The 20,114-nt window shown below is 72.6% G+C and carries 17 protein-coding genes; 12 read left to right on the top strand and 5 right to left on the bottom strand.

Annotation, left to right across the window (positions count from 1 at the left end):
- Positions 1-22: 22 nt before the first annotated feature.
- Positions 23-1,276 (top strand): DUF4032 domain-containing protein, encoded by a 1,254-nt coding sequence (locus tag OG202_RS44405; protein WP_327726414.1) that lies wholly within the window; start codon positions 23-25, stop codon positions 1,274-1,276.
- A gap of 427 nt (positions 1,277-1,703) precedes the next feature.
- Here the strand turns inward: OG202_RS44405 and OG202_RS44400 are convergent, their stop codons facing one another.
- Positions 1,704-2,576: a universal stress protein gene (locus OG202_RS44400; protein ID WP_327726415.1), complete on the bottom strand. Its 873-nt coding sequence runs from the start codon at positions 2,574-2,576 to the stop codon at positions 1,704-1,706.
- 57 nt (positions 2,577-2,633) lie between these two features.
- On the opposite strand from OG202_RS44400, the gene OG202_RS44395 reads away from it, so the two are divergent.
- The 6 genes from OG202_RS44395 to OG202_RS44370 all read left to right on the top strand — a co-directional run bounded on the left by OG202_RS44395 (position 2,634) and on the right by OG202_RS44370 (position 9,353).
- On the top strand, positions 2,634-2,990 hold the full coding sequence (locus tag OG202_RS44395) for a VOC family protein (RefSeq protein WP_327726416.1): 357 nt from the start codon (positions 2,634-2,636) through the stop codon (positions 2,988-2,990).
- 92 nt (positions 2,991-3,082) lie between these two features.
- Complete coding sequence (locus OG202_RS44390) at positions 3,083-4,759, top strand: FAD-dependent oxidoreductase (RefSeq protein ID WP_326574004.1); 1,677 nt, start codon at positions 3,083-3,085, stop codon at positions 4,757-4,759.
- Positions 4,760-4,778: 19 nt separating this feature from the next.
- Complete coding sequence (locus OG202_RS44385) at positions 4,779-6,296, top strand: ATP-binding protein (RefSeq protein ID WP_327726417.1); 1,518 nt, start codon at positions 4,779-4,781, stop codon at positions 6,294-6,296.
- Entirely contained in the window at positions 6,293-6,643 is a 351-nt protein-coding gene (locus OG202_RS44380) for a UBP-type zinc finger domain-containing protein (RefSeq protein WP_326574008.1), read from the top strand. Before OG202_RS44385 ends, OG202_RS44380 begins: the two co-directional genes overlap by 4 nt.
- A gap of 398 nt (positions 6,644-7,041) precedes the next feature.
- On the top strand, positions 7,042-8,019 hold the full coding sequence (locus tag OG202_RS44375) for a pyridoxal-phosphate dependent enzyme (protein WP_328224792.1): 978 nt from the start codon (positions 7,042-7,044) through the stop codon (positions 8,017-8,019).
- A gap of 110 nt (positions 8,020-8,129) precedes the next feature.
- Positions 8,130-9,353: a 4-hydroxybenzoate 3-monooxygenase gene (locus OG202_RS44370; protein WP_328224567.1), complete on the top strand. Its 1,224-nt coding sequence runs from the start codon at positions 8,130-8,132 to the stop codon at positions 9,351-9,353.
- Positions 9,354-9,433: 80 nt separating this feature from the next.
- Here OG202_RS44370 and OG202_RS44365 read toward each other — a convergent pair whose 3' ends face one another.
- Together OG202_RS44365 and OG202_RS44360 are read right to left on the bottom strand one after the other, a co-directional pair.
- Positions 9,434-12,655 (bottom strand): amidohydrolase family protein, encoded by a 3,222-nt coding sequence (locus OG202_RS44365; protein ID WP_328224566.1) that lies wholly within the window; start codon positions 12,653-12,655, stop codon positions 9,434-9,436.
- A gap of 93 nt (positions 12,656-12,748) precedes the next feature.
- On the bottom strand, positions 12,749-13,240 hold the full coding sequence (locus OG202_RS44360) for a DUF6328 family protein (RefSeq protein ID WP_327726421.1): 492 nt from the start codon (positions 13,238-13,240) through the stop codon (positions 12,749-12,751).
- A gap of 147 nt (positions 13,241-13,387) precedes the next feature.
- Between OG202_RS44360 and OG202_RS44355 the strand changes: the two genes are divergently transcribed.
- Positions 13,388-15,100, top strand: coding sequence for a cholesterol oxidase substrate-binding domain-containing protein (locus OG202_RS44355; protein ID WP_327726422.1), 1,713 nt, complete (start codon positions 13,388-13,390; stop codon positions 15,098-15,100).
- 43 nt (positions 15,101-15,143) lie between these two features.
- On the opposite strand, the gene OG202_RS44350 is transcribed toward OG202_RS44355, so the two are convergent.
- Complete coding sequence (locus OG202_RS44350) at positions 15,144-15,965, bottom strand: DUF1206 domain-containing protein (RefSeq protein ID WP_326574017.1); 822 nt, start codon at positions 15,963-15,965, stop codon at positions 15,144-15,146.
- Positions 15,965-16,354 (bottom strand): hypothetical protein, encoded by a 390-nt coding sequence (locus OG202_RS44345; protein WP_326574019.1) that lies wholly within the window; start codon positions 16,352-16,354, stop codon positions 15,965-15,967. The genes OG202_RS44350 and OG202_RS44345 overlap by 1 nt, the downstream gene beginning before the upstream one ends.
- A 241-nt stretch (positions 16,355-16,595) precedes the next feature.
- Here OG202_RS44345 and OG202_RS44340 point away from each other — a divergent pair, with 241 nt between their 5' ends.
- The 4 genes from OG202_RS44340 to OG202_RS44325 all read left to right on the top strand — a co-directional run bounded on the left by OG202_RS44340 (position 16,596) and on the right by OG202_RS44325 (position 19,988).
- Positions 16,596-17,519 (top strand): MurR/RpiR family transcriptional regulator, encoded by a 924-nt coding sequence (locus tag OG202_RS44340; RefSeq protein ID WP_327726423.1) that lies wholly within the window; start codon positions 16,596-16,598, stop codon positions 17,517-17,519.
- Between the two features lie 244 nt (positions 17,520-17,763).
- Entirely contained in the window at positions 17,764-18,147 is a 384-nt protein-coding gene (locus OG202_RS44335) for a hypothetical protein (RefSeq protein WP_326574023.1), read from the top strand.
- Positions 18,148-18,253: 106 nt separating this feature from the next.
- Positions 18,254-18,571, top strand: a complete 318-nt coding sequence (locus tag OG202_RS44330) for a YkvA family protein (protein WP_326574025.1) — start codon at positions 18,254-18,256, stop codon at positions 18,569-18,571.
- Positions 18,572-18,611: 40 nt separating this feature from the next.
- Entirely contained in the window at positions 18,612-19,988 is a 1,377-nt protein-coding gene (locus OG202_RS44325; protein ID WP_328224565.1) for a CAP domain-containing protein, read from the top strand.
- The last annotated feature ends 126 nt before the right edge of the window (positions 19,989-20,114 follow it).

The raw sequence follows: 20,114 nt of genomic DNA, 5'->3' as shown, positions 1-20,114 counted from the left end.
CGAAGGCAGAGGACGAGGACCCATGGCACTGCAGATCAGCGCCACCAACCCGGAACACCCCGCGCTGTTGCTGGAACTGCCGTGGCACCTGCCGCTGGAGGAGTGGCCCGAGCACCACCTCGTGCCGCTCCCCCGCGGTATCTCCCGCCACGTGGTGCGCTACGCCCGCGCCGGCGACGAGGTCGTCGCCGTCAAGGAACTCGCCGAGCGCCCCGCCCTGCGCGAGTACGAGTTGCTGCGCGACCTGGACCGGCTCGGCATCCCCGCCGTGGACGCGCTCGGCGTGGTCACCGGCCGCCTCGACGGCTCGGGCGAGCCGCTGGAGCCGGTACTGATCACCCGGCACCTGGGCGGCTCGATGCCGTACCGCTCGATGTTCGAGACGACCATGCGTCCGGCCACCATGCACCGTCTGATGGACGCCCTCGCCGTCCTGCTGGTCCGGCTGCACCTCGCCGGGTTCGCCTGGGGCGACTGCTCCCTGTCCAACACGCTGTTCCGACGGGACGCGGGCGCGTACGCCGCCTACCTGGTGGACGCCGAGACCGGCGACCTGCACGCGCAACTCAGCAGCGGACAGCGGGAGTACGACCTCGATCTCGCCCGCGTGAACATCAGCGGCGAACTGCTGGACCTGGAGGCGTCCGGGGCGCTGCACCCCTCGGTGGACCCGATCGAGTTCGGCAACGAGATCTGCTCCCGCTACCACAAGCTGTGGGAGGAGCTGACGCGCAGGTCGGTGTATCCGGCCGGCAAGTACCACTACATCGAGCGCCGGATCCGCCGTCTCAACGACCTCGGCTTCGACGTCGCCGAGATGCAGATCGAGCACGCCGACAACGGCGACACGGTGACCTTCGTGCCCAAGGTCGTCGACGCCGGACACCACCAGCGGCAGCTGCTGCGGCTGACCGGGCTGGACACCGAGGAGAACCAGGCCCGACGGCTCCTGAACGACCTGGAGAGCTGGATGGCCACCCAGGACGACTACGCCCCGGGCGACCCCCTCGGCGCCCGCCCCGAGGTACTGGCCCACCGCTGGGTGCGGGAGGTGTTCCGCCCGACCGTGCGGGCCGTCCCGCTCGAACTGCGCGGCTCGATGGACGCGGCGGAGATCTACCACCAGCTCCTCGAACACCGCTGGTACCTGTCCGAGCGGGCCCAGCACGACATCGGCCTGGACACGGCGGTGAAGGACTTCATCGACAACGTCCTGCCGAGGACGCAGGCGCTGCTGCCGCCCACGGTGGACGACGTCACCGTTCCTGAAGACTGAGCAGGAGTGAGTCCTGTTCAGCCGCGCGCCCCGAACGGTCTTGGGCGAGCTGGTCCCCGGCGTACTCGACCCCGGGTGGCGACACGCATCCTGTGCGTGGTCCGGGCCCGGGAAGCCCCCGCGGCCGGAGGCCGCTGATGAACACGGCCCGCCCTGCGCGACCTGGCCACAGAGGTACGGCCAGAGGCGACGGGGAGGCCCTGAACCATCACGCCGGTGGAGCAGGGGCCCCGCACACTGGCGCCGTACCCGGCGTCCCGGATCGCACGGCCACCGTAGCCCGAACGGCCCAGAACACCGCAAGCCCGCAAGCCCGCAAGCCCGCAAGCCGACCATCACACGATCGAGCTAAACCACCCTCGTGCACACTCCCCAGCGAGCAGCCGCCAACCCCCAGGTGAGCCGCCGGGCCCGGCTCACCGCCCGGTCACCTGTGGGGGACCACGGCCACCGGGCAGTGTGCGTGGTGCAGGACGCCGTGGGCCACCGAGCCGATCCGGGCGCCGACGGCCGTACGGTGGGCGCGGCGTCCGACCACCATCAGCTGGGCCCGCTGCGCCACGGACAGCAGGACCTGCCCGGCGCTGCCCATCTCGACGTGCTGGGTGACCGGCACGTCGGGGAACCGCTCCCGCAACGGCTCCAGCGCGGCGGAGAGGGCCTTCTTCTCGTACGGCTCCAGGCCCCCGGCCTCGTCGAGGAGCCTCAGGGAGCCCGGGCTGTACGCGTACAGCGGAGGCAGCGTCCACGCCCGGACCGCCCGCAGGGACGCCCCGCGGGCCGCCGCCGTCTCGAACGCGAACCGCAGAACGTCGGCGCTGTCCTGCGGTGTGCCCTGCTGGCCCACGACGACCTCGCGTCCGGCGGCCTCACCGGAGGGGCTGTCCTCGGCGCGGACGAGCACGACGGGACGCGGCGACTCGACGATCACCTGCTGCCCGACGGAACCCAGCAGGAAGCCCATCACCGCGCCGTGCCCGCGCGAGCCGAGCACCAGGGTCTCGGCGTGCTCGGCGGCGCCGACCAGCGTGTCGACGGGCGGTCCCTCCACCAGGTCCGTGGTCACCGCCAGCTCCGGGTGCCGCTCGGCGACCGCTCGCGCCGCCCCGGCGAGCGCCTCCCGGGCCCACCGCGCCTGTCCGTCCCGGTCCACGGTGATCGCCTCGTGCGGCTCCCACTGCCACGCGTGCACCACCCGCAGCGCCAGGCCCCGGCGTACGGCCTCCCGGCCGGCCCACGCCAGCGCGGCGAGGCTCTCGGTCGTACCGTCCACTGCGGCGGTGATCGGGCGCGTCGTCATCGGCCACCTCTCTGTCTCTCCATGGCTGACGTGCCCAGTCTTCACTACCCTCGACGCATGACCTTGGAGTGGGAGCAACTGCTGGTGGACTCGGCCGATCCGGTGGCCCTGGGACGCTGGTGGGCGGAGGCGCTCGGGTGGGTGGTGGTCGACGACTCTCCCGAGGAGTACGAGATCCGTCCGGCCGCGGACCGCCTGCCCGGCATCCTGTTCGGGCTCGTTCCGGAGGCCAAGTCCATCAAGAACCGCCTCCACCTCGACTTCCGCCCCGACGACCAGGAGGCGGAGGTGACCCGCCTCCTCGCCCTCGGCGCCCGGCACGCCGATGTCGGACAGACCGGTGACGAGCCGTGGGTCGTGCTCGCGGACCCGGAGGGCAACGAGTTCTGCGTACTGGCCCCGCGGAGGAGTTGAGGCCTCGGGAGGGCCCCGGCCTGCGGCTCCCCGGAACCGCGCGAACCCGGACGGTCGAATACGATGACCCCATTGGCTCGGGGTGGAGGCGTATGACTCAGGCTGTCGGTCCGGCACGGAACGTGATCCTCACCGTGGATGACGATCCGGGGGTGTCCCGTGCGGTCGCGCGGGACCTGCGGCGCAGGTACGGCGAGTCGTACCGGATCGTCCGGGCGGAGTCCGGGCAGACGGCGCTGGAGGCCCTGCGGGAGCTGAAGCTGCGCGGGGACCAGGTGGCGGTGATCCTGGCCGACTACCGGATGCCGGAGATGAACGGCATCGAGTTCCTGGAGCAGGCGCTGGACGTCTACCCGGCGGCGCGACGGGTCCTGCTCACGGCGTACGCGGACACGAGCGCGGCGATCGACGCGATCAACGTCATCGACCTCGACCACTATCTGCTGAAGCCGTGGGACCCGCCGGAGGAGAAGCTCTACCCGGTCCTCGACGACCTGCTGCAGTCCTGGCGGGCCGCCGACCGCACCTGCGTGGGCACGACGAAGGTGGTAGGGCACCGGTGGTCGGCACGGTCGTCGGGCGTACGGGAGTTCCTGGCCCGCAACCAGGTGCCGTACCGCTGGTTCTCGTCGGACGAGCCGGAGGGGCGGCGGCTGCTCGCGGCGGCCGGCGCGGACGGGCAGCGGCTGCCGCTGGTCGTCACCCCGGACGGTACGCCGCTGGTCGCGCCGGAGGACCCGGAGCTGGCGGAGCGGGTGGGGCTGGCGACGACGCCGGCCCAGGACTTCTACGACCTGGTCGTCATCGGCGGCGGACCCGCGGGGCTCGGCGCGGCCGTGTACGGGGCCTCCGAGGGGCTGCGGACGCTGCTCGTCGAGCGGTCGGCGACGGGCGGTCAGGCCGGACAGAGCTCACGGATCGAGAACTACCTCGGGTTTCCCGACGGGGTGTCCGGCGGCCAGCTCACCGGCCGGGCCCGGCGGCAGGCCACGAAGTTCGGGGCGGAGATCCTCACCGCGCGCGAGGTGAGCGGTCTTGAGGTGAACGGGGCGGCGCGGACCATCCGGTTCTCCGACGGTTCGGCGGTCGCCGCGCACAGCGTGATCCTCGCGACCGGAGTGTCGTACCGGCAGCTCGCCGCGCCGGGCTGCGCGGACCTCACCGGCTGCGGTGTGTTCTACGGCTCCGCGCTCACCGAGGCCGCCGGCTGCCAGGGGCACGACGTGTACATCGTGGGCGGCGCCAACTCGGCCGGGCAGGCCGCGATGTACCTGTCCCGTGGCGCGAAGTCGGTCACCCTCCTCGTCCGCGGCGAGTCGCTGACCGCGTCCATGTCGCACTATCTGATCCAGCAGCTCGCCGAGGCGCCGAACATCTTCGTGCGCCCCGGCACGGTCGTCGAGGCCGCGCACGGCACGAACCAGCTGGAGCAGCTGACGCTCAAGGACGTGGCGAGCGGGCGCGAGGAACTCGTCGACGCGCAGTGGCTGTTCGTGTTCATCGGGGCCGAGCCGCGCACCGACTGGCTGGAGGGGACCGTGCTCCGCGACGAGCACGGGTTCATCGTGGCGGGGCCCGACATGACCAGTGACGGGGGTCCGCCGGCGGGCTGGGAGCTGGACCGGCCGCCGTACCACCTGGAGACCAATGTGCCCGGTGTGTTCGTCGCCGGGGACGCGCGGTCGGAGTCCGCGAAGCGGGTCGCGTCCGCGGTGGGAGAGGGAGCCATGGCCGTGATGCTGGTGCACAGGTATCTGGAGCAGTCATGAGAACCGTGAGGGCGTCGTCGTGAGCGGGCAGCCGTCGCCGTGCGACCGGGCCGAGCTGGGCAGGCTGTTCCTGTTCGAGAAGCTGGACGGCGAGCAGCTGGACCGGCTGTGCCGTGAGGGCCGGGTGGAGCGGTTCGAACCGGGTCATGTCTACCGGGAGGGCGAGCCGGCCACCTGCTTCTTCGTGCTCCTGGAGGGCACGGTGGTGCTGTCGCGGCAGGTCGGCGACGACGACGTGGAGGTCAGCCGCAGCTCCCAGGTGGGCGTGTACGCGGGCGCCTTCCAGGCATATCTCGGCGACCAGGCGGACCAGGCCCGCTACAAGGGTTCGATGCGGGCCACCGTCCCCTCCCGCTTCTTCGTCCTCCCCGCGGCCGCCTTCGCCCAGATCATGCGCGACTGGTTCCCCATGGCCGTCCATCTGCTGGAGGGCCTGTTCTTCGGGAGCCAGAACACCCAGCGGACCATCAACCAGCGGGAACGGCTGCTGGCGCTCGGCTCGTTGTCGGCCGGACTGACGCACGAACTGAACAACCCCGCGGCGGCGGCCGTCCGGGCCACCTCGGCGCTTCGGGAGCGGGTGGCCGGGATGCGGCACAAGCTCGGGGTCATCGCCGCCGGGCCGTACAAGCGGGCCATGCTGGAGTCACTGGTCGATCTTCAGGAGCGGACGGCCGAGCAGGTCGCCAAGGCGACCCCGCTCAGTCCGCTGGAGGCCTCGGACCGGGAGGACGAGCTGACGGACTGGCTCGACGACCACGGCATCGCCGGTGGCTGGGAGCTCGCGCCGAACTTCGTGCAGGCCGGGCTCGGCACCGACTGGCTGGACCAGGTGGCGGCCGCCGTGGACGAGCACACCCTCGAAGGGGCGGTCCGCTGGCTCAACTACACGGTCGAGACCGAGCTGTTGATGAACGAGATCGAGGACTCCACGACCCGTGTCAGCCAGCTCGTCGACGCGGCGAAGCAGTACTCGCAGCTCGACCGCGCCCCCTACCAGAACGCCGACGTCCACGAACTCCTCGACAGCACCCTGCTGATGCTGTCCGGGAAGATGGGCGAGCGGATCGAGGTGGTGAAGGAGTACGACCGCACGCTGCCGCGCATCCCCGCCTACCCGGGTGAGCTGAACCAGGTGTGGACGAACCTGATCGACAACGCGGTCGCCGCGATCAACGACACGGGTGGCGCGGGCACGCTGACCGTACGGACCGCGCTCGACCACCGCGACCAGGTGCTGATCGAGTTCCGCGACACCGGCCCCGGCATCCCGGCGGACATCCGGGGCCGCATCTTCGACCCGTTCTTCACCACCAAGCCGGTCGGGCAGGGCACCGGCCTCGGCCTCGACATCTCCTGGCGCATCGTCGTCAACAAGCACCACGGCCACATCGAGGTCGAGTCCCGCCCGGGCGAGACCCGCTTCCAGGTGTTCCTGCCCCTGACGGCACCCGCGGCCGACCTGGACCTGACGCTCGCCGACGACCCCGACGACGGCCTTGACCACGCCCCCGACGCGCCCGAGGAGACCTCATGACCCTGCCCGCCGGAATCGATCCCGCCGTCCCGCCGAGCGGCGACGGATGCGTGGAGTGCGAGGCGGCCGGCGGCTGGTGGTTCCACCTCCGACGCTGCGCCCAGTGCGGCCACATCGGCTGCTGCGACTCCTCTCCCGCACAGCACGCAACGGCCCACGTGGGAGCCACCGGACACCCCTTCGTCCAGAGCTACGAGCCGGGCGAGTCCTGGTACTGGAACTACGAGACCTCCGAGATGTACGAGTCGGGGCCCGATCTCGCGCCGCCCCTCAGCCATCCCGCCGACCAGCCGACGCCGGGACCTTCGGGGCGCGTCCCGTCGAACTGGACCGAGCTTCTGCGGTGACGCCGGGGCGTTCTCGCCCCCGCCGCCCTTACCCGTCCCATCCCCAGGGGCTGCGCCCCTTCGCCCCTGGGGCTCTTACAGCGCGCGGGCGAGGGTGCGTTGGCGGGTGCGGGTGGTGTGTGGTTGTTCGCGCAGTTCCCCGCGCCCCTGAAAGACGAAAAGCACGGGGCGCAGCCCCTGCTTTTCAGGGGCGCGGGGAACTGCGCGACCAGCCCCCACCCGCCCGCAGACGAACAACCCACCTCTCGGGGTCGAAGGGGCGCAGCCCCTGGGGACGGGTAGGGGCGGCGGGGGCGGGAGAACTCCCCTTGACCTCAGGGCGTCGGTCGATCAAGGTCAGAAGTACAGGCGTCCGGATCGACCAGCGGTCGCCGGACCGTCGGAACGGGGTGGACGTGTTGATCGGGATCTCCGAGATCCGGGACGCAGCCGAGCGGATCGCAGGACATGTCGTGCGGACGCCGACGGTGCCGAGCCCGGGGCTGTCCGCGTTCCTTGGTGTCCCGGTGACCGCGAAGCTGGAGCTGTTGCAGCGGACGGGCTCGTTCAAGGCCCGGGGGGCGACGGCGAAGCTGCTGGCGCTGACGGACGCCGAGCGGGCGGCCGGGGTCGTGGCGGTCAGTGGCGGCAACCACGGGATCGCGTTGGCGCACATGGCGGCCGCGCTGCACATCAAGGCGACCGTGGTGATGTCGAGGACCGCGCCCAGGCGGGCCGCCGACCTCGTCGAGGCGGCCGGGGCCTCGCTGCGGCTCACCGACGGGATGGCGGAGGCGTTCGCGCTGACCGAGCGGTTGCGGTCGGAGGGGCTCACCCTCGTCCACCCGTTCGACGACCCGTTGGTGATCGCCGGTCAGGGCACCGTCGGCCTGGAGTTCGCCGAGGACACCGGAGGCAGCGGAGACGGCGGAGCGCTCACCGACGTGCTCGTCAGCATCGGTGGTGGCGGGCTCGTCGCCGGTGTCGCCGCCGCCTTCGGGGCCCTGCGTCCGGAGGTCCGCGTCTGGGGCGTGGAGACCGTCGGCGCCACGGCCATGACCGAGGCGCTCGCGGCGGGCGGCCCCGTCACGGTCCCCCTCTCCTCCGTCGTCACCACGCTCAGCGCCCCCTCCGCCTCCCAGCTCACCTACGACCACGTGGCCGCCCTCGTCGAGGACGTCCTGGTGGTCTCCGACGCGGAGGCGGTGCGAGGCGTCCTCGACTTCGCCGAGCACGCCAAGGTGTGGACGGAGCCCGCCGCCGGATGCCTGCTGCCCGCCGCCCGGCAGGTGCTGGAGCGGGTCGGCGACGGCGCCCGGCTGGGCCTCGTCGTCTGCGGCGGCAACGCGACCCCGGCCGACATCACGGACTGGGCGCGGCAGTTCGGGCTGACGTGACCCCGGCCGGCCCGGCCGCCGGGAGCTCTCAACAGCCTTGCCCTCCACGTCACTTGAAGCCGCTCACCGTCACTTGAAGCCGCTCACCCGGCACCCGGCATAATGCTCGGGTGACCACCCCCACCCCCCTCTCGGGCTCCGCCCCGGCCGAGCGCACCCCGGTCGTCATCGTCGGTGCCGGACCCGCCGGGCTGACCGTCGGCAACATCCTGCGGGCCGCCGCCGTGGACTGTGTGGTGCTGGAGACCGAGAGCAGGGAGTTCATCGAGCGGCGGCCCCGGGCCGGGTTCCTGGAGGAGTGGGCGGTGCGCGCGCTGGAACGGCGCGGACTGGCCGACCGGCTCCTGGAACGGGCGCCGGTGCACACGGAGTTCGAGTTCCGCTTCGCCGGTGAGCGGCGGCGGTTCCCGTACACGGAGATCACCGGCCATCACCACTACGTGTACCCGCAGCCGCTGCTCGTGACGGACCTGGTCAGGGAGTACGCGGACGTCCGGGGCGGCGACATCCGCTTCGGCGTGCGCGATGTCCGGCTGCACGACATCGACAGCGAGCGGCCGTCCGTGTCGTACGTGGATCCGGCGACCGGCGAACGACGCCTCCTGCACTGCGAGTTCGTCGCCGGCTGCGACGGCGCGCGCGGTGTCACCCGGGCCGCCCTGCCGGCCGAGCACGCCACTGTCGCCCGGCACGACCACGGCGTCGGATGGCTGGCACTGCTCGCCGAGGCGCCGCCGTCGTCCGACTGCGTCATCCTCGGGGTGCACGCCCGGGGCTTCGCCGGGCACATGGCGCGCAGCCCCGAGGTCACCCGCTACTACCTGGAGGTCCCGGCCGGCGACGACCCGGCGAACTGGCCGGACGAACGGGTCTGGTCCGAGCTGCACACCCGGCTGGCCGTCCCCGGCACCCGCCCGCTCACCGAGGGCCCACTCGTCGAGAAGCGGGTGCTCGACCTGCACAACTACGTCACCGAGCCGATGGCGTACGGCCGGCTGTTCCTCGCGGGGGACGCGGCCCACCTCGTCGCGCCGATCGCCGCGAAGGGCATGAACCTCGCGCTCCACGACTCCCTGCTTCTCGCGGACGCGCTGATCGCCTCCCTCGGCAAGGGTGACGACAGCGGGCTGCGCGGCTACTCGGAGGCCTGTCTGCGCCGGGTCTGGCACTACCAGGAGTTCTCGCAGTGGCTGGCGGAGCTGCTCCACGGGCCGTCGTCCGGCGATCCGTTCCGGGCGGGCGCCGCGACCGCCCGGCTCCGTCGCGTCCTCGGCTCCCCCGCCGCGGCGTCGACGTTCGCGGAACTGTTCATCGGCAAGGAGACCGACCACTAGACCCTGGCAAGGCCGCGTCTCAGGGCCCTCGGCCGGCGACCGCCCGGGCTTCGGGCCCCTGAGGCTGAGGCGGACCTCCCTCAGTGGCCGTCGTGGCAGCAGCCGTCCCGGCGCATCAGCCGTCCGACCTCCAGCCAGTCCTCCTCGGTCCCGGCGGCCTTCACGCGCCGGGCCGTGGGCCGGTACGCGGCCACCAACTCCTCGGTGGTGTAAGGGGTTCCGCCACGCAGGACCGACACCGTACGGACGAGGTCGGCGAAGTCGGTGAAGGGGTCGCCGTCGACGACGGTCAGGTCCGCGAGCTTGCCCGTCTCGACCGTGCCGAGGTCGTCGTCGAGGCCGAAGAGACGGGCCGGGAGGGCGGTCGCGGTACGCAGGGTCTCGGCGGGGGTGAGGCCGCCGGCGTGCAGGGCGCGCAGGGCGATGTGGAGGAAGAGGCCGACGGGGCCGAGCGGCTGGTCGGTGCCGAGGGCGACGATGCCGTCGGCCGCCAGGATCCGCCGGTAGATGTCGGTCTCGGCGCGCAGTGCGGCGAGTTGGGCTGGCGTCGGCGGAATGCCCGCGCCCTGTCGCACGAGGGCGGCGTCCCACGGCGTCATCACGACCGTGACCCGGGGATCGTCGGCGAGGGTCGGATCCGCGCCCATGAGCGGCGCGGCGGTGAAGGGGGTGGCGATGAGGGAGAAGTCCACGCCCTGCCCGGTGTAGATCTCCACCACGTCCTCGTGGGCTCGTCCGCTCGCGGTGATGGCGTGGCCGAACTCGGCACGCTGGGTGGCCTGGAGATGGGTCGTCAGGTCCTGGCCCAGCTGTACGCCCGGGGAGAGCAGGTGCCCGCCCGTGCGGACGCCGAGGCGGTCGTGGGCGAAGTGCGCGGCCTCGCTCATCACCCAGCCGGGCGCCCGTACATAGGTCTTGACGAAGTCCCAGTCGAGTGCGGCGCCGCGTTCCAAGGTGCGGCTCAGGCCCGCCTTCGTCCGGTGGGCGCGTCCCATGCTGTACGCGACCCGTGCGCCGTCGAGGAGTTCGCCGGTGGTGAGCAGCCGGGGTCCGGCGAGCCGGCCGGCGTTCACCTCCTCGCGGATGCGGACCTGTTCGTAGGCGAATCCGCCGAGGGACACGGCGGTGGTGATGCCGTACGTGAGCTGTCCGGTGGCCTGGCGTCCGCCGTAGGTGCTCTGCCAGGGGTGGGTGTGGGTGTCCCACAGGCCGGGGAGCACGGTGTGCGCGGAGGCGTCGACCCGGCGGAGGGCGGCCCGGCGGTTGCCCCGGTGGGGTTCGACGGCGGTGACGCGGCCGCCGCGTACGACGATGTCGACGTCGTCGCGGACCGTCTCGCCGGTGCCGTCCCACAGGCGCCCGGCGTGGACGACGGTGTCGGCGGGTGTCGGCCGCGTGCGGTCGAGCGGCACCCGGACGGTTCGGGCGTGGTCACCGGAGACGTCGATGAGGCGCAGGCGGGTGCCCGACTGGTAGAGGAGGGTCCTGGAGTCGCCGGACCAGGTGGGGTGGTCGGCGGGTTCGGTGGTGAGGGTGCGGAGTTTCCCGCGCGGGGTGCCGTCGGGAGCGACGGGCAGCAGGCAGAGCGCGGATTCGACGATCACGGCCATCCAGCGGCCGTCGGGCGACCAGACGGGCCCGGAGTCGTACCGGTCGGCGATCGAGGTGTGGGGCGCGACCGCGTGCAGCCGGTCGGCGCCGGTCGTGGCGTCGACGATCCGGATCAGGTTGTAGCCCTCGCGGAAGCGGGCGCCGAGGCGGTTGCGATCGCACAGCGCGAGGGAGCGGCCGTCGGGCGACCAGCTCGGCCTGCCCGGGATTCCGCCCCCGCCGAGCGGCGCCACGAGGACGCGCTCCTCGCCGCTCGTCAGGTCCCGTACGACGAGTCGTCCGGCCATGTCGAGGCTCGCGAGGCGCTCACCGTCGGGCGAGAGTGCGGGCATGACCCGGCCGCCGGTGGCGAGCGCGGTCTCGTCGCCGGTGGCCAGATCGTGTCGGTACACGCCGAGGAGCCCGTCGCGGTCGTCGGCGTAGACGAGGGACCTGCCGTCGGGTGCCCAGGTGGGCGCGAGGAGCCAGCGGGTGGGCGGCGACTTCCGCAGCCTCTTCGGCGGGTGCCCGCCCGAAGTACCGGCCAGCCAGAGCGAGTTGAGTGCGGCGAAGGCGATTCTGCGGCCGTCGGGCGACAGTGCGGGCAGGTGGATGCCCCGCACGGGCCGTACGCGCGCCTGGCCGAGGTCGTACTCCTTGACCCGGTAGCGCGGCCGGTCCACCGGGAGCACGCCCTCGAAGGGGATGGCTTCGGGCCGCGCGGGTTCCTCGGGGCGTACGAGGGTGAACCGGCCGTCCAGCGTGAGCAGCAGCTCGCCGTCGGCCGTCCAGCGGGGCGGTACGGGGGCGAGGTCGCCGTCGACCGGGACGGGCTCTCCGGCGACGACGAGGGTGCAGGAGCCGTTCGGGGAGGCGGTGGTGCGCAGATAGGCGAGGCGGCCGTCGGGGGCGAGGGCGGGGGTCATGACCTGGGCGGCAGCGGTCTCGGTGTGCTCGACCGTCACCGGGCCGGTGCCGTCCGCGGCCACGGCGGCCACGGTGCGGGACTCGACGGCAGGGGTCGTGCCCGAGGTGACGACCTTGGCGCGCACGAAGAGGAGCCGGGTGCCGTCCGGTGACCAGGTGGGGTCGAAGTCCTCCCACGGGCCGTCCTGGAGGGGGCCGTCCTGGCCGGGCAGGCCGGTGACGCGGGTGATGTCGCCGGTGCCGAGGTCCAGGACGTGGACGCGGTACGGGCTTGCGTGGGAGGGACCGCCGGGGTCGCCGCCGCGTTCGGAGCCGAAGGCGAGCAGGGTGCCGTCGGGCGACCAGGCCGGGCCCCGGTCGTCCCAGGGCCCGTCGGTGCGCTGCTCCAGCTCGGAGCCGTCGGGGCGCATGGTCCAGATGTGGAAGCCGCCGCCCTGGTAGGCGCAGAACGCGATGAGACCGCCGTCCGGGGAGTACGTGGGCCGGTTGGGTTCGAGGCCGGCCGGAGTGAGGGGGACCGCCTTGCCGCCGCCGCGCGGCAGGGACCACAGGCCGCTCTGGATCTCGGCGATCAGTGTGTCGCCGGCGGGTGCGAGGGTCGCCGAGCCGTTGGTGACCCGGGTGAAGGTGAGGGACGGACCGGCGCCGGGGGTGTGGGGCCGGGCGACGGCGGGTGCCGCCGTACCGGTGGTGCCGAGGACCGCGGCGGCCCCGGTGGCCCCGGTGGCGGCGAGGAGTTGACGGCGGGTCAGGGGCGGGGTGAGGCGACTCTGGTCACGGTCCATGGCACCGCACGCTCGCGTACCACACGGCGCACGGGCAACACCGCCATTCACGCCAACGGCGGATGTCACCCGCCGGTGTGACGGCGCCCGGTGTCAGTCGCCGGCGTGGCGGCGGCGGATCGCTGTCGGGAGCACGAACCAGCACAGCAGGTACCACAGGAGCACGCATCCCACCAGCCAGGGCACGTACTCGTCGTGGGTGGCCACGCGCAGGATGAGCAGCAGCGCCGCCGTCATGGTGGCCAGCAGCAGGACCAGGCCGACGACGGTCAGCCGCCCCGCCCACTTCACGGCGGCCGGCTTGATGCGGCGTCCGGCGACGATCCGGTGGAAGGAGACGGGGCCGATCAGAGCCCCGGTGGCGGCGGCGCCGAGGACGACGGTGACGATGTAGATGGTCTTCTCGGTCTGCGCCAGGTCGTCGTAGCGCGGGGTGAAGACGACGGTGAGCAGGAAGCCGAACAGGATCTGCACACCGGTCTGGGCGACCCGCACCTCCTGGATGAGTTCGCTCCAGCGGCGGTCGGCACGCTCGTCCTCGGTCTCGTCCCGGCCTCTGCCCTGGCTGCCCTGCACCTCGGTCACGCATCCTCCCGGTTGGGTCGATGTTCCCTTCCCTCATTGGCGCTGTGCCCCCGATGACCAGGCACACACCCCCCTCGTTCACTCTCACGAGTGAATCCAGTTGGCGGATCGGTCACTTGTGTCAATTCCCGGCCTAGCGTGGCTGTGGTGACCGACTCTTCAGAAACGTCCCGCCGGGGGTTCCTCCTCGGCGCGGCCGTGCTCGCCCTCACCCCGCAGTTCGTCCGCCAGGACCCGGCCGCCGCAGCGGCCGAACTGCCCGGTTTCCCCTCGGACGTCGAGCTGTACAGGTCGGCGTACCGCAACTGGGGCGGGGAGATCACCGCCGCCGGGCTGTGGGCGTGCGCGCCCGCCGACGCGGACCAGGTGGTGGCGGTGGTCAACTGGGCCCGGCAGCAGGGCTGGACGGTCCGGGCACGCGGCCTCTCCCACGGCTGGTCGCCGCTCACCATCACCCCCGGTACCGGCTCCGGCGCCCCGGTGATGCTCGTCGACACGACCGCGCACCTCACCGGCGTGACTCTGGAGTCGACCGACCCCGCCGCCGTCCGCGTGGGCTCCGGCGCCACGCTGGAAGGGCTGCTGACCTTCCTGGAGGGCCATGGCCTCGGGGTGACGGCCTGCCCGGCTCCCGGGGACCTCTCGATCGGCGGCGCCCTCGCCGTCGACGCCCACGGCACGGCCGTACCGGCGGACGGGGAGACGCGGCCGCCCGGTCACACGTACGGCTCGCTCAGCAATCTCGTGCTGTCGCTGACGGCGGTGGTGTGGGACGCCGACAGCGGCGCGTACGTGCTGCGGACGTTCACGCGGGACGACGCGGACGGTGCCGCGCTGCTCACCCATGTCGGGCGGGCGCTGGTCACCGAGTTCGTACTGCGGGTGGGGGCGAACAGCAATCTGCGGTGCCTGAGCCGGACGGACATTCCCGCTGCGGAGTTGTTCGCCGCGCCCGGCGGCGACGGGCGTACCTTCGCGAGCTTCCTGGACGAGGCGGGGCGCCTGGAGGCGATCTGGTTCGCGTTCACCGAGTTCCCCTGGTTCAAGGTGTGGAGCGTCGAGCCGACCCGCCCGCCGGCCTCCCGCCGCGTGACCTCGCCGTACAACTATCCCTTCTCGGACAACGTGCCGACCGTCGTCGCCGACCTCGTCGGGCGGATGACGTCCGACGCCGCCTGGTATCTGGCCCCGGTGCTGGGCAACGCGCAGCTGACCACGGCCTCGCTGGGGCTGACGACCACGCTGTCTGCGGACATCTGGGGGCCGTCGAAGAACACGCTGCTCTACCTGAAGCCGACGACGCTGCGGGTGACGGCGAACGGGTACGCGGTGCTCACCTCGCGGGACCAGGTGCAGCGCGTGGTCTCCGAGTTCGCCGCGTTCTACCGCGAACGGCTCACCACGTACGCGGCCCAGGGGCGGTACCCCGTCAACGGCTCGGTCGAGATCCGGGTGACCGGGCTCGACGACCCCGCGGACGTCGGGGTGGCCGGCGCCCGTGCCCCGCTGCTGTCGGCGCTACGGCCCCGCGCCGACCGGCCCGCATGGGACACCGCCGTGTGGCTGGACGTGCTGACCCTGCCGGGAACACCGGACGCCGAGGCGTTCTTCCGCGAGCTGGAGCGGTTCCTGCTCACGACGTACGACGGTGGACATGCCCTCACCCGGGTCGAGTGGTCCAAGGGGTGGGCCTACACGGACGAGGCCGCCTGGAGCGACGAGGAGGTGCTCGGCACCGTCGTACCGGAGTCCTTCGACGACGGTGAGGGGCCGGGCTGGGACGGCGCGACGGAGATCCTGGACCGGCTCGATCCGCACCGGGTGTACGGCAACACCTTCCTCGACCGACTGTTCCCTTGAGCGAATCGGCTCCCTTGAGCGAATCGGCTCCCGACCCTCACCCTCACACCTTGCGCCAGCGCGCCATGGCGAAGGAGAACAGCCCGAACAGCATCAGCCCGAACGCGACGCACGCGAGGAGCGCCGGGCCGACGGGGGACTCGGCGAAGGAGCGAAGGGTGTCGTCGAGGCCCTTGGCCTCGTCCGGTTCGTACGCGATCGCGGCACGGACGGCGAAGACGCCGGCCGTCGCGAACACCAGGCCGCGCGCGACCCCGCCGGCCACACCCGTCACGTCGACGAGCCGGCGTGTCCGCCGGGACATCTCGCCGAACCTGAGGTGCTTGTGGTACGAGCGCATCGCGGCCCGTACGCCGATCCACCCGCCCGCGGCGATCACACCGACGCCCGCGGCGCCCACGAGCCACTGGCCGCCGGGGAGTTCGAGGGCCCGGGCCGTCACGTCCCGGGACTGCTCGTCGCTGGAACCGCCGCCCCCGCCGCCCTCACCCGCCGCGAAGGTCAGCACCGAGTAGGCGACGAAGGCGTAGAAGACGAAGCGCGCGGCGGACGCCAGGCGTTTGGTCCACTTGCGGCCGTCCTGGCCCGCCGCGCCGAACACGGCCTCCGACAGCCGCCACAGCGCCATGCCCACCAGGCCGATGCCCAGGGCCCACAGCATCACCGAACCCAGCGGCTTCTCGGAGATCTCCTCCAGCGCGCCCTGCCGGTCGGCCTGCTCCGAGCTCCCGCCGAAGGCGATCTGCAGGGCCAGCGCCCCGACCAGCAGATAGATGACGCCGCGCGCGGTCAGCCCGGCCCGGGCCGCGCCCTCCGTCACCGAACCCCGCGCGGCACGCCCGCGCCCCACCCCCAGAGTCGTCATCAGCCGCGCCCCTCCCGCCCCTCGACCCGCAGTTGGAGCTGAACTTCCTGGTCACCGGCGTCCACGCCCACCTGGCTGACGCTGTACGCCTCCTCCAGGGCCTCCCGCAGCAGCCGTACGGCCGGTGGACTGCCCTGGACCTCGACCGTGACGGGCGCGGACGGCGGCTCGGGGTGTTCCCCCGCGCCGGCGGCGACGGCCGCGGCCGTGTCGTACATCCCGGTCCACATCGTCGGCCGGTCGGTGCCGGTCTCGTGCGGCGGGTCGTCGGGGCTCCGGTCCGTCTCGAAGTGGGTGCGCAGACAGGCGAAGACACGTTCGGCGTCCTGGGCCGAGCAGTCGCAGAGCACGACCTCGACCTGGGACACGGGCAGACTGGGCAGGGTCACGAGCCTTCTCCCTCGTGTGAACGACAGGGTGCGGGTACCCCGGGTACCCCCATGGTGTGCCCGAAACGGGGTTCTCGCAGGTCGCGCCCGAGGGCACCCGGCCGATGGCGAAGCCCGCCCCGCCGCCCCGCCGCCCCGCCGCCCCGCCGCCCCGCCGCCCGGGAGCGTGGCCCGATCCGCCGGGGGCCGCACGGGCCGTGGGCTATGTTGAGTGCTCGTGGGAGACGAAGGAGGCACGCGGGTGCCATCGCCGCAGCAGGCACGTGCGCAGGCATCAGCGATCACGTCCGGACGGACCGCCCCGGAGACCGAGCAGTCGCCCACGTCCCGGCTCAGGGAACTGTTCGACGGCCCCCGGCTCTCCCCCGGGCAGCGGCGGATCGCCCAGTACCTGATCGAGCACATCACCGAGGCCGCGTTCCTGTCGATCACGGATCTCGCGGAGCGGGTCGGCGTGAGCCAGCCCTCGGTGACCCGGTTCGCCGCGGCCGTCGGCTTCAGCGGCTACCCCGCGCTGCGCGAGCGGCTCCAGGCCATCGCCCTCGCCACCCTCGGCAGCGCCCCGGGCATCTCCGCCGCGGACCGCAGCAACGAACTCCAGGCCGCCGTGGACGCCGAGATCGAGAACCTGGAGAACCTGCGGCGCGACTTCGCCGACCCCGACCAGGTGATCGAGATCGGCCGGGCCCTGTCCCGCTCGGCCCCGCTGACCGTCCTCGGCCTCAGGATCTCCGGAGCGCTCGCCGAGTACTTCGCGTACGCCGCCCGCCGTATCCATCCCGACGTCCGACTGGTGACCAAGGGCGGCACGGTCGCCTACGACGCCCTGCTGCAGTCCAGGGAGGCGGGCGGCACCTGGGTGCTGGCGTTCTCCATGCCCCGGCACGCGCAGGAGACCCTGACCGCACTGCGGGTCGCCCACGGTGCCGGGCTGAGGGTGGCCCTGGTCACCGACCTGGCGCTCGGGCCACTCGCGGACGAGGCCGACGCCGTCTTCGCCACCGGTACCGGCTCACGCCTGGTCTTCGACTCCTACGCCGCCCCCGTGATGATGTCCTCCGCCCTGCTCCAGGCCATGACCGACGCCGACCCCGAGCGCACCCAGGCCCGTCTGGAGGCGTACGAGCAGGTCTCGGAGCACCACCAGTTCTTCCTCCGGGACTGAGCCGGGAATGGGCCCGTTCTTCATGAATTTTTTCATGTTCTTGCAAACTCATCGGTATATATAAATACTGCTCCCGGATCGCGACCCGGTGGGATTCCGGATCGCGACGTCCACCCGGGTCCGTCCGCTCCTACCCGCAACGGCGCCCCGGGTGAGGCGGCCCCGGCCATCCCCTAGACCGGGGCCGCCCAGACTCCACACCCGCTGCACCCAATGGCGTCGATGCAAGACCGGAGCGTTGAACATGGCCCTCACCTCCTCGCCCCTCCGCACGGACTGGCCGTGTCAGGTCAAGACACCCGGCAGTTACGACTGGGAGAGGTCCGCCGCCAAGTGGCTGCGCGAGCTGGTGCCGGCCCGTTACGGCACCTACCCGGCGATGATGCGCCACCCCGTGCTGCTCGCCCGCCACGCCCAGATCCAGGTCCAGCACGAGATCCGGGTCGCCCGCACCGCCCTGCAGACCGCCCGCTCCGAGCTGCCCAGCCTCGGCATGTCCGAGTCGGTCATCGAGCACACCATCAAGATGTACGCCGCCGAGGTCATGCAGCTGAACCACATGGCCCGCTCCATCCGGGCCGTCAGCCAGGCCCTGGTGGACCACAACCTCGCCCGCGCCTCGAACTGACCCGGCGCCGCTCCCCGCGCGCCGCGGTACACGGCGCCTCCGGAGGGAAGACGATGGGCAGGGCACAGGCCGGGCACACCGCCCGGCCCTACTGAGGGGCGGACCGATGGATTCCTGGACATGGGGTGTGATCGTCGCGATCGCGCTGATCGCGGCCGCCGTCCTCGGCGTGGCCGTCTGGCTGCTCCTACGGCTGGTCCGCACCCGGCGCGAACTGAACCGGGCCGGCCTGCCCACCGGCCCCAAGTGGGTCTTCTGGGGCGCCGTCCTCTATCTCGTCCTCCCGACCGACCTCGTACCGGACCCGGTCTACCTGGACGACATCGGCGTCCTCCTCCTGGCCCTCAAATCCATGCGCTCCGGCCGCCAGGACGCCCTGGCCGCCGAGCGGCAGGAGGGCACGGGAACCGCCCTGCGGGGATGAGACGTTGTCGGGCTGACGGTCACTGCGACGGACGGCACCGATGAGCGAGCTGACACCGGGGGGCAACCTCCCCCTGCCGAACGGCACCCTGACGATCAGGGTGCCGGGCCCCTTCGACCTGTCCGCCCTCATCACCGACGACACCGGCAAGGTCCGCGGCGACGCCGACTTCGTCTTCTACAACCAGCCCACGGCCCCGGGCGCCCGCCTCACCGGCGAAACCCTGGCGGTGGACCCACCCCGACTCCGTCCCGGCGCGACCCGCCTCACCCTCGCGATCAGCCCGGCCGACCCGGACACGCCGTTGGGCCACCTGCCCGCCCCCACCCTGCTCGTCACAGCGCCCGCCGGCCGCACCGTCGCCCGCTTCACACCGCCGCGGCCCCAGCGCGAGACCGTACTGCTCCTGGCGGAGCTGTACCGCAGGGGCGGGGGCTGGAAGCTACGGGCACTGGGCCAGGGCTACGCGGACGGCCTGGCGGGCATCGCGAGGGACTTCGGCGTGGAGGTGCTGGAGGAAGAAGCGCCCACACCCGCGCCCCGACAGGGGCACGGGGAACCGCCGGACCGACAGGGGCACGGGGAACCGCCGGACCGGACCCCACCGGCCCGCACCGCGCGGACCGCCCCGCCCGCACCCGCCACGAACGGCTTCCTCGGCCTGGTCAACTCCACCCGCACCGCCGCGGGTTCCCCACCCGTCTCCCTCAACGCCCGGCTGTCGGCAGCGGCCCAGGCCCACGCCGCGGCGATGGCCGCACAGCGCCGACTCGCCTCGGAAGGCGGAGACGGCGTGTCCGTCTACCGACGCGTCACCACCGGCGGCTACGCCTATCTGACCATCGGCGAACACCTGGTCTCCGGCCCCCGCACCCCCGCCGAGTTCGTGGACTACTGCCTCTCCGACCGACAGGCCAGGCAGACCCTCTGCGAACCCACCTACAGCGAGACCGGCCTGGGCCACGCGACCGACCCCCGCTCAGGAACCGTGTTCTGGACGGCACTGTGGGCCCACCCCTTCTCCCCCGACGGCCTGCGCCGGACGGCCACGGAGGTCATCACCCTCACCAACGCCGAGCGTGCCGCCGCCGGACTGCCGCCGCTCGCCCCCGACCCCCTCCTCACCGACGCCGCCCAGGCGCACAGCGCCGACATGGTGGCGCGGGCCTTCTACGCGCACACCTCCCCCGACGGCAGCGAACCCTGGCACCGCGCGGCGGCGGCCGGCTCCACCCGGCGGTCCATCGGGGAGAACATCGCATGCGGCCAGCGTTCCGCCGCCGAGGTCGTGCGCGGCTGGATGAACAGCCCCGGGCACCGGGCGAACATCCTCAAACCCGGTTTCACCCATATAGGTATCGGCTTCGCCGGAGGCGGCGCGGCCGGCACGTACTGGACCCAGCTCTTCGGCGGCTGAAACCGATCCATCGGACTGTCCCTCTTTCGAGTCGCTCAACTCGCCTGCGCACCAGGCTACTTGACTCTCCGTGATCGCTCGACTCCAATGCAATCTGTCGATGACGGAAAGCAACGGGAGACGAAT

It is taken from the genome of Streptomyces sp. NBC_00310 (assembly GCF_036208085.1).
Lineage (GTDB): Bacteria > Actinomycetota > Actinomycetes > Streptomycetales > Streptomycetaceae > Streptomyces.
Note: the sequence above shows the minus strand (reverse complement) of the source record. Positions and strands in the feature narration are given on the sequence as shown.

Bases quoted from the DNA above. Each gene is read 5' to 3' on its own strand.
- OG202_RS44380 (WP_326574008.1), top strand. From the start codon at position 6,293: ATGACCCTGCCCGCCGGAATCGATCCCGCCGTCCCGCCGAGCGGCGAC.
- OG202_RS44405 (WP_327726414.1), top strand. From the start codon at position 23: ATGGCACTGCAGATCAGCGCCACCAACCCGGAACACCCCGCGCTGTTG.
- OG202_RS44330 (WP_326574025.1), top strand. From the start codon at position 18,254: ATGGATTCCTGGACATGGGGTGTGATCGTCGCGATCGCGCTGATCGCG.
- OG202_RS44390 (WP_326574004.1), top strand. From the start codon at position 3,083: ATGACTCAGGCTGTCGGTCCGGCACGGAACGTGATCCTCACCGTGGAT.
- OG202_RS44335 (WP_326574023.1), top strand. From the start codon at position 17,764: ATGGCCCTCACCTCCTCGCCCCTCCGCACGGACTGGCCGTGTCAGGTC.
- OG202_RS44365 (WP_328224566.1), bottom strand. From the start codon at position 12,655: ATGGACCGTGACCAGAGTCGCCTCACCCCGCCCCTGACCCGCCGTCAA.
- OG202_RS44400 (WP_327726415.1), bottom strand. From the start codon at position 2,576: ATGACGACGCGCCCGATCACCGCCGCAGTGGACGGTACGACCGAGAGC.
- OG202_RS44395 (WP_327726416.1), top strand. From the start codon at position 2,634: ATGACCTTGGAGTGGGAGCAACTGCTGGTGGACTCGGCCGATCCGGTG.
- OG202_RS44350 (WP_326574017.1), bottom strand. From the start codon at position 15,965: ATGACGACTCTGGGGGTGGGGCGCGGGCGTGCCGCGCGGGGTTCGGTG.
- OG202_RS44325 (WP_328224565.1), top strand. From the start codon at position 18,612: ATGAGCGAGCTGACACCGGGGGGCAACCTCCCCCTGCCGAACGGCACC.